This is a genomic window from Planococcus chinensis (assembly GCF_042681545.1).
In the GTDB taxonomy this organism is placed as follows: domain Bacteria; phylum Bacillota; class Bacilli; order Bacillales_A; family Planococcaceae; genus Planococcus; species Planococcus chinensis.
The window spans coordinates 68,141-80,454 of record NZ_JBHUFW010000012.1 but is presented as its reverse complement, the minus strand read 5'-3'; the positions used below and the strand labels follow the sequence as shown (position 1 = coordinate 80,454).

Annotated in this window: 13 protein-coding genes and 1 other annotated feature; of the genes, 6 read left to right on the top strand and 7 right to left on the bottom strand. The window is 50.7% G+C overall.

From position 1 onward, the window contains the following. Nucleotides 1-84: 84 nt before the first annotated feature. The 3 genes from ACFSDB_RS15850 to ACFSDB_RS15840 form a co-directional block, all read right to left on the bottom strand. A complete protein-coding gene (locus ACFSDB_RS15850; protein WP_204892847.1) occupies nucleotides 85-1,014 on the bottom strand; it encodes an NAD(P)/FAD-dependent oxidoreductase in 930 nt (309 codons plus the stop codon). Between the two features lie 131 nt (nucleotides 1,015-1,145). Next, a complete protein-coding gene (gene hisC / locus ACFSDB_RS15845) occupies nucleotides 1,146-2,255 on the bottom strand; it encodes a histidinol-phosphate transaminase (RefSeq protein ID WP_204892848.1) in 1,110 nt (369 codons plus the stop codon). Nucleotides 2,256-2,368: 113 nt separating this feature from the next. Then, nucleotides 2,369-3,250, bottom strand: a complete 882-nt coding sequence (locus ACFSDB_RS15840) for a DMT family transporter (protein ID WP_204892849.1) — start codon at nucleotides 3,248-3,250, stop codon at nucleotides 2,369-2,371. A gap of 141 nt (nucleotides 3,251-3,391) precedes the next feature. On the opposite strand from ACFSDB_RS15840, the gene ACFSDB_RS15835 reads away from it, so the two are divergent. Beyond that, nucleotides 3,392-4,117 (top strand): SurA N-terminal domain-containing protein, encoded by a 726-nt coding sequence (locus ACFSDB_RS15835; protein WP_204892850.1) that lies wholly within the window; start codon nucleotides 3,392-3,394, stop codon nucleotides 4,115-4,117. 565 nt (nucleotides 4,118-4,682) lie between these two features. On the opposite strand, the gene ACFSDB_RS15830 is transcribed toward ACFSDB_RS15835, so the two are convergent. Further along, complete coding sequence (locus tag ACFSDB_RS15830) at nucleotides 4,683-4,961, bottom strand: DUF6509 family protein (RefSeq protein ID WP_204892851.1); 279 nt, start codon at nucleotides 4,959-4,961, stop codon at nucleotides 4,683-4,685. Nucleotides 4,962-5,074: 113 nt separating this feature from the next. Between ACFSDB_RS15830 and ACFSDB_RS15825 the strand changes: the two genes are divergently transcribed. Continuing rightward, nucleotides 5,075-5,776: an SDR family oxidoreductase gene (locus ACFSDB_RS15825; protein ID WP_204892930.1), complete on the top strand. Its 702-nt coding sequence runs from the start codon at nucleotides 5,075-5,077 to the stop codon at nucleotides 5,774-5,776. 93 nt (nucleotides 5,777-5,869) lie between these two features. Continuing rightward, nucleotides 5,870-6,250, top strand: coding sequence for a nucleotide excision repair endonuclease (locus ACFSDB_RS15820; RefSeq protein ID WP_204892852.1), 381 nt, complete (start codon nucleotides 5,870-5,872; stop codon nucleotides 6,248-6,250). Nucleotides 6,251-6,287: 37 nt separating this feature from the next. Here the strand turns inward: ACFSDB_RS15820 and ACFSDB_RS15815 are convergent, their stop codons facing one another. Then, nucleotides 6,288-6,710 (bottom strand): GNAT family N-acetyltransferase, encoded by a 423-nt coding sequence (locus tag ACFSDB_RS15815; protein WP_204892853.1) that lies wholly within the window; start codon nucleotides 6,708-6,710, stop codon nucleotides 6,288-6,290. Between the two features lie 123 nt (nucleotides 6,711-6,833). Here ACFSDB_RS15815 and ACFSDB_RS15810 point away from each other — a divergent pair, with 123 nt between their 5' ends. Beyond that, entirely contained in the window at nucleotides 6,834-7,688 is an 855-nt protein-coding gene (locus ACFSDB_RS15810; protein ID WP_204892854.1) for a dimethylarginine dimethylaminohydrolase family protein, read from the top strand. 37 nt (nucleotides 7,689-7,725) lie between these two features. Here the strand turns inward: ACFSDB_RS15810 and ACFSDB_RS15805 are convergent, their stop codons facing one another. After that, on the bottom strand, nucleotides 7,726-8,316 hold the full coding sequence (locus tag ACFSDB_RS15805; RefSeq protein ID WP_204892855.1) for an anthranilate synthase component II: 591 nt from the start codon (nucleotides 8,314-8,316) through the stop codon (nucleotides 7,726-7,728). Then, nucleotides 8,313-9,653, bottom strand: a complete 1,341-nt coding sequence (gene trpE, locus ACFSDB_RS15800; protein WP_204892856.1) for an anthranilate synthase component I — start codon at nucleotides 9,651-9,653, stop codon at nucleotides 8,313-8,315. Before trpE ends, ACFSDB_RS15805 begins: the two co-directional genes overlap by 4 nt. A gap of 81 nt (nucleotides 9,654-9,734) precedes the next feature. Beyond that, nucleotides 9,735-9,946, bottom strand: a binding site (T-box leader). Nucleotides 9,947-10,155: 209 nt separating this feature from the next. Between trpE and ACFSDB_RS15795 the strand changes: the two genes are divergently transcribed. Together ACFSDB_RS15795 and ACFSDB_RS15790 are read left to right on the top strand one after the other, a co-directional pair. Next, nucleotides 10,156-11,424, top strand: a complete 1,269-nt coding sequence (locus tag ACFSDB_RS15795; protein WP_204892857.1) for an ABC transporter substrate-binding protein — start codon at nucleotides 10,156-10,158, stop codon at nucleotides 11,422-11,424. A gap of 4 nt (nucleotides 11,425-11,428) precedes the next feature. Further along, nucleotides 11,429-12,304 (top strand): carbohydrate ABC transporter permease, encoded by an 876-nt coding sequence (locus ACFSDB_RS15790; protein ID WP_204892858.1) that lies wholly within the window; start codon nucleotides 11,429-11,431, stop codon nucleotides 12,302-12,304. Nucleotides 12,305-12,314: the final 10 nt, after the last annotated feature.

The following is a 12,314-nucleotide window of genomic DNA, read 5'->3' as shown; positions in this document are numbered from 1 at the left end:
GGCCTTCCTTCTTATTTAATGTCCGGCTGGTTTATCCCTGTTTCTGCGGAAAGCCCTGTTGCCCACGCCTTCAACCCGACCGGCTCAGTCCACGTCTTCCCTTGGGAATTCGGCATCGAAGTATTCGTTCGTCAAGTCGCCATTGATCCCGATGGCGGCTGCGCTTCCTTCCCCTGCCGCGATGATGAGCTGTGAAGGGACGATCAAAGATGCATCCCCTGCAGAATAGACGTTCCAGACGTTGGTACGCCCGTAGCCGTCCGTCAGAATGCCGCCGTGTGCGTTCAACCGGATGCCGAGTTTCTTAGCAAACGGCGTTGCATGGCTCCAATGCGGCGTCACAAATCCGCCGGTCCGGTCAATGAGTGTGCCGTCTTCGAGCCTGACGCTGCGCAATTGCCCATCTTCCCCTTCGAGGCCGTCAATCACATCTTCGTATACGATGATTCCTTTCGCTTCCAGGTTATCGCGGTCTTCCAGCTCGAGGCGCCCTTCCCCATCCGTGAAAACCACGAGATCCCTGCTCCAGTTAAAGACTTTTTTTGCCACTTCAAATACATTTTTATCTGCCAGGACTGCAAGCGGTTGGTCCCGAAGCTCCCAGCCATCGCAATAAGGGCAGCTGAACAAACTGGTGCCGTAGTAATGTTCAATATCCGGTATATTGGGCAGTTCTTCCTTCAGCCCCGTGGCGATCAGGATTTTGATGCTGTGATAGACTTCCCCTTTTGCCGTCGTCAGCCTGTAATGGGTGTCCGTTACATGTTCGATATCTGCGATGCGGTCTTTCTTCACCTCGACGCTTTCATATTTGGCGAGTTCATCATACGCCAGCCGTTTGAGTTCCGAAGGCTGGACGCCGTCGCGGGTGATAAATCCATGAGAGGCACGGGTCACTAGGTTGCGGCCGTGATTGTCATCAAAAATCAATGTCTTCCTCCTCGACCGCCCCAACACCAAAGCGGCATTCAAGCCGGCCGGACCTCCTCCAATTATTACGCAATCGTATCGCATGTCAGCCATCCTCCATCACTTTCTTATTCCATGAATTTTCCCGGTTTGGGCTGCTGATAAACTGAACGGCGCGTTGCTATCCACTGAATCCAAAAACGGCGCTAAATCCCATTTGATTCAGCGCCGCCGACTTATGCCTGCTTGGCCAACAAGCCATTCAGGACTTCAATGAAAAATGCATTTTCTTCAGGTGTTCCGACGGATACACGAATAAATTCCGGCAAGCCCCATGTTTTCCCGTAGCGGACAATAACGCCTTGCGCCATGAGGGCTTTGTAGATTTCTTCGCCGTTCGGGCCGACTTCCACCAAGACGAAGTTCGCCTCACTTTCGGTATACTTCAGGCCAAGTTCTTTGAATGTTTTATAGAAAAGCTCGCGCCCGGCTTTATTGGCTTCGCGGGAAGCACGCACATGCTCGGTGTCGGTGATGGCAGCTGTAGCAGCTATTTGCGCCAATGCGTTGACGTTGAACGGCTCCTTCACTTTCAGGACCGACTGGATGATCTCTTCGGGCGCAATACCGAAACCGACGCGCAGGCCGGCAATACCATAGATTTTCGAGAACGTCTGCAAGACGATGACCGGATGGCCCGCTTTTGCAAATTCAACGCCTGCTGTGTATTCCGGCAAATCGGCGAAATGGCTATAAGCCCCATCAATGACAACCAGAATGTCATTCACAGCATTCAGCACTTTTTCAATATCCGCCTTCGCCATGATGGTCCCGGTCGGATTGTTCGGCGTGCAGATATAGATGATCTTGGTTTTATCCGTAACGGCGGCCAGGATCGCGTCGACGTCGAATTCGAAGTTCTCTGCGAATGGCACCGGCACCACTTTCGCGCCCATGATGTGTGCACCGAAATCATATTCACTGAACGAAGGCGATGGTACGATGATCTCGTCCCCTTGTTCCAAGAACGCTTCGGAAACCAACGTAATCAATTCGTCCGCCCCGTTCGTCGGGATGATCTGAGCCGGTGTTACACCGTACTGTTCAGCGATGGCCGTTTTCAAAGCCGTCGCGTCCGCATCCGGATAGCGGTTCAATTCCGACAGGCTGTTTTTGATCGCTTCTACTGCCTTAGGCGATGGCCCGAGCGGATTTTCGTTTGATGCTAATTTGATGACACGGTCCAAGCCAAGTTCTTTCTGCACTTCCCAGATCGGTTTCCCCGGGGAATACGGTTGAATAATATCCAAAGTTCTGCGCGGCTGAATATTTCTGCGGTTTTCCATATGAGCGCCTCCATTATGATCGAGATCATTGATTGAATTTTTATTTAACTACCTTCTTACTATACCAGTCCGACCGCCGTTGCGGCACCCATAAAATCTTCAATTGCCCTTTTTCAATAGGGTGCAGCTTTCGGACGCCTGTTTACCAAGTAAATGCTGACCACAATCAGCACCAGTCCCGCAGCAAGCGTCCCAGTTACGTCTTCTTCCATGAAAACAGCTCCGGCAAGTACCGCGATCAAAGGCACCAGGAATGTGAACGCTGCCACTTTGCTCGCTTCTCCGTGGTTCATCAAATGAAAATAGATGACAAAAGCGATCGGCACCCCGAATGTTGCTCCAAACCCGAGGCCGATGAGATACGGAACATTCCACGTAATGTCCGATCCGTTTTCGAATACGCTTCCGCCTGCCGTCAAAACGGCTCCGCCGATCAAAAACTGCAGCGCCACCATCCACATCGAATCGACACGACTGCCGATTTTCTTGACATAGATGACCCCTAACGCCCAGCTGAATGCGGCAAGCAGCGCCATGACAAGACCCGTTATGGAAATCGACCCCGACAGGCTATCCGCGCTGATGACCAGAATGCCGGAAAATCCGAGGAGCAATCCCGAAATTTTGAACAATGTCATTTTTTCGCCGAGCCACAGCCAGGCGAAAATGCCGATCAGTACCGGCTGAAAATAGACGCCGACAGAAAACAGCCCGCCAGGCAGGTGCTCGAGCCCTGCCGTTTGCAGGCCGTAGAACAGCACCGCATTCAGAAGTGCGGAAATTGAATACGCCTGCCAATTCTCCCGCCACTTGATGCGCCGCCATGTCGGCAGAAGCACCAGCGCCAGCAGCGCCCCGCCCAAGAATGACCGCATGCCGGCAAACAGGATTGGCGGCGTGTAGTCGAGTGCCATTTTGTAGATGGACCAGCTAAGGCCCCAAATAACGACCAAAAAGAGCAACAGCCCCATTGACCGGGTAAAATACTTTTTCATCTATCGTCCTCCAACCTATCTGAATCAATTTGTATCCATTATACAGAATCAGACCCGGTTGCATGGACGACATGCTCTTATTTGTAACCTGCCGCTAAATATGGTTAACTGTAACGAGACAAATTGAAGAGGAGTTTTCCTATGATTAAAAAAATGAAATTCATATTTGCGCCGCTGCTTATTGCGGCAATACTTGGCGCTTGTTCAGATAGCGAAGAGGCAGCACCGAAAGAAGAAAAGGCAGCAGAAACCACGGAAGAGACGGCGGGCGAGCGGAAAACGGAACTTGAGTTGCCGGAAGAAAAAGACGTTGTGGCCGTCATCAACGATGAAGAGGTACTGGGCAACGTCTACAATAGCGTGGCTCGCCAGATGGAAAGCACATTGACAGCGCAAGGGCAGGACCCGACTACGCCGGAAAATGCCAAAATGTTGAAAGAGCAGGCAATGGAAGTCCTGATCGGCAACCGTCTCATCCTTCAAGATGCGGAAGAAAAAGGCCATACTGCGGATGATGCCGCCGTGAAAGAACGGCTCGAAGAGTTGAAAGGCCAATTCGAAAGCGAAGAAGCCATGAATAAAGCGCTTGAACAAAGCGGCTTTACCTTAGACGATATGGAAGAACAGCTCCATGACCAGGTCACTTACGAGAACTATATTGCCAAAGAACTGAAGCCGGCGGAAGTGACGGATAAAGAAGTTCAGGAAGCATACGATGGATATGCCGCAACAGCTGAAGAAGCTCCTGCTTTGGAAGAAATGGAGCCGGCTATCCGCCAGTCGCTCGAACAGGACAAGACCCAGCAAGCCGTATCGAAACGGATTGAAGAACTGAAAAAAGAAGCGAAAATCGACGTGAAAATCTAAAAAGCAAAACCCCGGCCACTTGGCCGGGGTTTTCTCAGGCTGTCGAGAAACTTTCTTTAGATAAATTAATAGACAAAATCAACTTCCTATCTCGCTTCGGCCGCTTCGGGCATGGCTTTCGCCATGAGCCGGGAAGGACACCCGTCTCATAGCTTCGCCCAGCCCTTGGACGCGCCGGCGCTGGTTTCGCTCTTAAAAGCTGATAACATTATTCGTTTTCGCAGTTCTATCTGAGATATGGAGCAAAACAGCGGAGAAAACCGTACTGTTTCTGCATCGCTTCGCTAGCTTCGGGACATGAAAAACCGTTGCAGCACTGCGTGCTTCGTCGCAAAGACTTTCCCTCGCAGGCTTCGGGAAAGTCTTGCCTGCGGGAAAGCGAGACAGCCGAGACCCCGCAAGGCGCATTAGCGCCTGAGGAGGCTTGGCGCTCGCCCGCGGCAAAGCGCGCAGGAGCACACGGGTTTACGGAGCTATTTTGCGGAATATCGGTTAGAAGACAAGCGTTTTATCTCTTTTTCAACAAGCAGAAAACCCCGGCCACTTGGCCGGGGTTTTCTGCTTGTTACAATTTGCTCTGGCAGTATGCCAGCACTTCCTCTTCTTCATCTTCTTCAAGGCCGAATTCCAGAATTTCATTCGACAATTTGTCAGCGAAGTTATAATGGGCAATGCGCGCACCGTTTTCGTCCACTGCTAAGATTACGCGGAGCTCAAGCCCGCCAGAGGTATACAATTCATCCTCTTCATCCACTTCTACATCAAGCAGAAATTCATAACGGTCCCCTACCATGATGCCGGTCGGGTCTTTTATTGCGAAAAAGCTATAATTTGTAATGTCCATAAGTGCACCTCCATGTTTCTATTTTAGCCTTTCTGGCGGGTTTTGGATAGCTTAAGCCCAAAACGGAACACTGACGCTAGTTGAGGGTTCTTTCCCCTCCTGCCCGTTTAACGATGCCGCTCGCGGGAATACTCTTAAAAGAGACAAAATTTGAGGAGTGGAAAAACATGAAAGTATTAGTAATTGGAGCAAATGGGCAAGTAGGCAAGCAGATCGTTCAGGAGCTGGCCAATTCGCAGCATGAGGCAATCGCCATGGTGCGCAAGGAAGAACAAGTGGATAAATTGAAAGAGCTGGGAGCCGCAGATGTCGTCCTTGCCGATCTGGAACAGGATTTCAGTTCTGCTTTTGACGGTGTGGATGCAGCCATTTTCGCGGCCGGCTCCGGTCCGTCTACCGGTGCTGACAAAACTTTGACCATCGACTTATGGGGCGCGGCAAAAGCGGCAAAATATGCGGAAGAAAAAGGGGTCAAGCGATTTGTGCAACTTGGCTCGATGGGTTCTGCAGATCCCGACTCAGGCGGCGAGGAAATGAAGCCTTACCTCGTTGCCAAACGCACAGCGGATGAATTGCTGCAGCACACAGGGCTTGATTACACGATTGTCCGCCCCGGCCCGCTTTCCGACGAAGCGAAAACAGCGCAGATCGAAGTTTCAGCCCAAGGCTTTTCTTCCATCGGCGAACGGTCGATTCCGCGTGCAGATGTAGCCCATGTCCTAGTCGAAGTGCTTGACCGCCCGAACACCTACGGGAAAACATTTGAAGTCCTGCAAGGCAAGAATGAAGCCGGCGCAGAGCTTGACTCCTTATAGGCCAGAGGAGGCAACCAACGAAAAAAGAGCCCATGGTTTTTTGCTCTTTTTTATGGTAAAATAAGCTTTACGATAATAGAGGACGTGATAAGCATGATTAATATTCAACCACCTAAAGCTGATGTCACCATTACACAGCGCAAACAGGAAGTCACAGGCGACGAAGCGATCATCAAGCCGCTTTACGGATTTATCGACCTGCATGAGATTCCGCGCGACAAAGGCGGCATCATCCAATTCTTCAACCACAGCGGCGAGCTCTTGTTTGTCGGCAAAGCCCGCAAGCTCCGCCAGCGCGTGAAAAAGCATTTTGAAGACAACGTATCACCGTTGAAAAACCACCGCGAAGAGGTTTACCGCATTACGGTTTCGATTGTCGAAGACCCGATGGAACGCGACATCTACGAAACGTATTTGATCAATACCCAGAAAGCGAAATACAACGTCGACAAAGTGTTTTACAAAGAAGATTAAAAGGCGCCCAACCGGCGCCTTTTTTATTATGCCTTTTTCAGTCTGCCAGCCTTTTCTCGAAGAAATAGCGGGTATGGCCTTTTGGATGGTCCTCGAGCACGCCATATTCCTTGTACCCCTGCTTCCGATAGAAATCCGGTGCCTGGAAACTGAACGTGTCGACCACAATCAGGCGGTAGTTCCTGATGTGGGAATGCTCTTCGATCTGCTGCATCAATTGCTCGGCAATCCGCTGTCCCCGCGCTTCCGGGGCTACCCACAGGAAATCGATGTGCATATGCCCCCAGTAGGCAGTCCCTGTAATTCCACCAATGATTTCCCCTTCGTCGCTGTACGCGATAAAACCGACTTCCTCTTTAGGCGTTTTAGGCTGATCGGCTAAACTCGCCATATTGTGTTCAACCACTTTCTGCCGGATGAAGTCCCGGTTTTCCTGGCCGTCTTGCTGGATGATTTTCATATTGTGCCTCCTCTGAAAAATAGAATTTCCCTCTCTAAAATGATTATACGCGGCCCCAATGTTTTAAGCCCCCTGCGAAACGGGAATACTGTAATAATTATTAGGAATTTAGGAGGAAACAACATGTCGTCTTATGCAAAAGAAACGCCTTCTGCCTGGTGCCGGAGTGAATACGATCCACTTCAAATGGTGTTGTTATGCCCCCCTGATTATATGGAGATCAAAGAAGTGATCAACGACGTCCAGAAAAAGTACCTAAAGGAAAATATAAATGTTGATAAAGCGCTGCAGCAGCACAAACAATTTGTCAAAGCCCTGCAAGAGAATGGCGTGGAAACGGCCTTGATCAATCCTTCGGAACAATTCCCAGAGCAAGTCTTTACCCGGGACATCGGTTTTACAGTCGGCGATACGGTATTCATCGGCGAAATGGCTTCTGACATCCGCCAAGGCGAAGAAGTGGAACTGCAGAAATGGCTCCAAAGCCAGCACATCCGCTCCCAACAGCTTGGCAGCCACCGGGTTGAAGGCGGCGATGTCATCATCGACCAAGATACGATTTTTGTCGGCATCAGCTCGCGGACTTCCCGCCATGCCATCCAGGAACTCCGCAAAAAATTGCCGGATTTTGAAATTGTCCCCATCGCATTCAATGAGAAATACCTACACTTAGACTGTGTTTTCAATATTTTATCACCGACCGAAGCCCTGATTTTTCCAGAGGCGTTGAATACCGAAACCGTCGCCATTCTCGCTGAGCGGTATACCCTGATCCGGGTCGATGCGAAAGAGCAGTTTGCACTCGGGACGAATGTGCTGTCGATCGGTGACAGACGCGTCTTCAGCCAGCCGCAGAACACAAACGTCAATCAGCAATTAGAGCGCCACGGCTTCAATGTTATCGAAGTGGACTTCTCTGAGATCATCAAATCCGGCGGAGCGTTCCGCTGCTGCACGATGCCCTTGATCCGAAAATAAAAAAAGGATGGAACCGCTGAGGCGGTTCCATCCTTTTTTAAAGGGAAGATTTTTCCTTCTTGGCAGTTTCAAAAAAACGCTCGATCAGTTTAGCGCCTTCCGGAGTCCCGATTGATTCGGGGTGGAACTGGATGCCGTATACCGGATGCTCTCTATGCTTCACTGCCATGATCATGCCGTCATCCTTTGACACGGCCTGGACTTCGAGGCAAGCCGGGAGCGTTTCCGCTTCCAGCACCAGTGAATGATAGCGCATGGCAGGGAACGGTTCTGCCATTTCAGAAAAAAGGCCTTTATTGCCATGGGAGATTTCGGATACTTTTCCGTGCCGGATGACAGGCGCATGGACGACGCTTCCCCCAAAAGCGGTGCCGATCAATTGATGACCGAGGCAGATGCCAAGAATCGGAATCTCCTGATAGGCTTCCTGGACAAGCCGGATGGACTCCGACACTGCCTGAGGATGACCCGGTCCGGGAGATAGGATGATGGCCTCCGGCTGTTTTCCGAGAATCTCTTCAACAGACAACACCCCATAACGGACCACTTCTACGTCCTGTCCCATTTCCGCCACCGCTTGATAAATATTATAGGTAAATGAATCGAAATGATCGATCAGGAGAATCATCCGAACACCTCCGTCAACGAACGCGCTTTATGCAGCGTCTCTTCAAACTCCGCTTGCGGGTCGGAGTCATAGACAATGCCGGCACCCGCCTGGACGTGGACCTGCCCATCCTTCGCGACGAACGTCCGGATGGCGAGGGCCACATCCAGGTTGCCATTGAATCCGAGATACCCCACAGCGCCCCCGTAAACGCCTCTCCGTTCTTCTTCAAAATGCTGGATCAATTGCATTGCCCGGACTTTCGGCGCGCCTGAAACGGTTCCGGCCGGCAAACAGGAAACCAGCGCGTCAAGCGGATGCATCGCTTCACCAAGTTCGCCTGTCACTTCGGACACCAGATGCATGACGTGCTGATAGCGCTCAATCACCATGTATTTCGGAATTTTCACCGAACCCACAGCGGCTACCCGCCCGACATCGTTGCGGCTCAAATCCACCAGCATTTGATGCTCAGCCCGTTCTTTCTCATCCGCTTCAAGTTCGGCTCCCAGGCGTCTGTCTTCTTCCTCTGTCCTTCCGCGCTTCCGCGTACCTGCAATCGGATTGGTCACCATATGGCCGTCCCGTATGGTCAATAAACTCTCAGGCGATGCCCCGACAACCGCGTAATCCGTAAAATCGACGTAAAACTGGTAAGGCGAGGGATTTTGCTTCCGCAACTTCCGGTACAAACTGAAGGCGTCGCCTGCATAGTCAGCCGTCAGGCGCTGCGATAAAACGATTTGAAAGATATCGCCGTTTTCGATATGGTTTTTCGCCAGGGCCACTTTGCTTTTAAAAGATGCGGCATCTGTTTTTGACCGGAAAACGAGCGGGCGCTGCCCTTCCTGTTCCGTTGCCGGTTCCGGCACGCGCAGCTGCGCTTCAACTTCCTCCGCTTTGCCTTCAAACGAAATAATGGTCACATCATTTTTCACATGGTCAAACACCACTATCGTTTCGTATAAATGCAGATGGATGTCCGGCATCTGCAGGCTATTTTCCTTTGCAGCCATGATCGGCTCGTATGCGCTGATGGCATCATAGCCGATATAGCCGAGCGCACCACCCGTAAACGGCAAGTTCTCTATATTGGCCTCCCGGACCGGCACACGCTCTTTTAACAGTTCCAGCGGCTTTCCTGCATGGACTGCCTCTTCGCCGGTCCTGAAATCGATTTCCTTCAGTTGATCGCCGGATCCGATGAATGTCTTTGCCGGATCTGCCCCAATAAAGGAATAACGCCCAGTCTGCGAAGTTTTCAACGAACTTTCCAGCAGGCACTTTCTTGGGCCTTTGAGCCGGTTGAACACCGCTATCGGCGTCAGTGAATCTCCTTCAACTTTTCTGATCTCCATCTCTGCTCATCTCCTCTATTCTCCAACTACCGCACCGCCAGCCAATAAAAAAAGCCTCTGCAAAGAACAGGACTGTTCCTTGCAGAGGACGGATTGACCGCGGTACCACCTCATGTTAAAGCTGCCATAGCTTCCACTCGGCCCCCAATAACGCGGGGGAGACGGGCCTTCCTACTCCAATTTCAGAAGGCCACTCGTAAGCCCATTCACGCATACACCCCGCCAGTTTCCACCTGCCACTGGCTCTCTTTGAGAGGACGGTATGCGCTACTCTTCTTACTCGGCGATTTTCTCTGCTATGCTCGGCTCTGCTGTACTTAAGGCGGCGCCGCTCCCGGCGCCTTCTGCCTCTTTCCGTACAAAAAGGTTGCCCCTATCTTATGTAATCCCTGCGGTTTTGTCAACTCAAAGTATAAATAGTATGAAAATTTGTTTTTGAATGCAATTTTAAGGTAATCTAGTAGTAAGTAATACCATCACTTAACAAGGGGGCAAAGACAAGATGAAGAAGTATTCTTTTTTGATGGTAGGAATTTTGGCTTTATTGCTGATCCTGTCGGGGTGTGCAGGCGAAAGCGGCGGCAGCAGCGATAGCGACAGCAGCGGCGATTCCGCCGATAAGACGCAAATCAGCTTTATCCACTGGCGCGGTGAGGACAAGGCGGTTTTCGATGAAATCATCAGCGAATTCGAAAAAGCCAATCCCGATATCACAGTGGAAATGAACGTCTATCCTTCCGACCAGTACCAAGGGACTGCACAGCGGATGCTTGCAGACGGTGCGACCGGCGACGTCTTTACCTCTTTCCCGGGAGCCCAATTCGAATCGATTCAAGGAGCCGGGCTTTTTGAAGATTTGAGCGGTGAGGAATTCTTGTCGAACTTTGATGAAAACCTTATCTCAGTCGGCCAGAAAGACGGCAAGCAGTTTGCTGTACCGTATCAGCTGGTCTTCAATATGCCGATCTACAACAAAGGCATGTTCGAAGAGCTTGGATTGGAAGTGCCGAAAAGCTGGACCGAGTTCCAGGAAATGGCGGACACATTGCTTGAGAACGGCATAACGCCAATCGCTTTCCCAGGCGCGGACATCGGCCCTAACCAATTCATGAACAGCATGATGATGAACAATGCACCAGACGAAGAAGTTTTTGCGAAGCTTCAGAACGGCGAGGAATCCTTGACCAACGAATGGTGGGTCAAAACATTAGAAGACTTTAAATTATTGGCGGACAAAGGCTATATCCAGGAAAATGCCCTCGGCACCAACCAGGATGCAGCTATGTCGATGGTAGCAAACGAAGAAGCAGCGATGCTTGCGACTGGTTCCTACCATATGGCCTCCCTATTGAAATTGAATCCGGACCTACAACTCGATCTGCTGGCTCCGATCACTGTCGAAGAAAGTGAAGCGGTTTACGAAGGCATCAACACCGCTACATTCATGCTTGCCGTCAACAGCAAGTCGGAGAAAAAAGAAGAAGCCAAGAAATTCATCGAGTTCCTAAGCCAGCCCGAAATCGCATCGAAATATGCGAATGAAACCGGGCAGCATTTAACGGTGAAAGACGTGGCGTACGAATCGGATGCGTTGAAGAATACGGCTTATTGGATCGATGAAAAGAAAACGCGTTTCCAGCCGCGCTTCCTGATCACCAATGCACAGATCGAAGAAGCCGTGCTTAGCTCGATTGAAAACGTTCTGGGCGGAGAAGATCCGAAGGCTGCAGCCGAAGCTGCCCAAAAAATCGTAGACGAAAACAGGGAATGATGTCATGAGAACTTCAAAGACCATTTATTTATTCTTCTTGCCTGGCCTTCTGTTATACAGCGTCTTTTTCCTGTATCCGACAGCCAGCGCAATCTTCTATTCCTTCACCGACTGGGACGGCTTCAGTGAAGCGTTCCAGTTCGTCGGAATTGATAATTACGAACGGGCGCTTACAGCCGATTCGATTTTCAGGAAAACCGTCGGCAACAACTTGAAATTCATGTTTGTCGTGGTGATTTTCCAGACGCTCGTCGCGCTCGCGTTTGCACTGATCGTCCTGAAAAATACGAAGACGACCGTTTTCCTGCGGGCTTTGTACTTTTTCCCGACGATTCTCTCTTCTGTTTCCGTGGCATTTATCTGGGCGTTCATCTACGACCCTTCTCTCGGGATCTTGAACCGTGGCCTGGAAGCGATCGGCCTCGGATTCCTTGCCCAAAACTGGCTTGGAAATTCCGACATCGCCATCTACTCCTTGGCCATCACGCAGATCTGGTTCCATGCCGGACAGATGCTCATCATCTTTGTCGCTGGACTCCAGGCGATTCCGCAGGAAATGTATGAAGTGGCCAAAATCGAAGGTGCAAACAAGTGGCAGACTTTCCGCAAGGTGACCTGGCCGCTGCTTGCCCCTTCTGCTACGATTGTCGTCGCGTATACCACCATCCAATCGTTCAAGGCATTCGATTTGGTATTTGCGATGACCGGCGGCGGCCCGAACTATTCGACTGAAATCATTGCCACTTATATTTTCGGCGTGGCATTCAATGGTTATCAATTCGGCTATGCCAGTGCCATTTCCGTCATTTTCATGTTGATCATTGCCTTTATCACGTTCCTGCAATTCAAAGCATTGCGATCGGATCGGGTCTCTTATTAAAGAAAGGAGG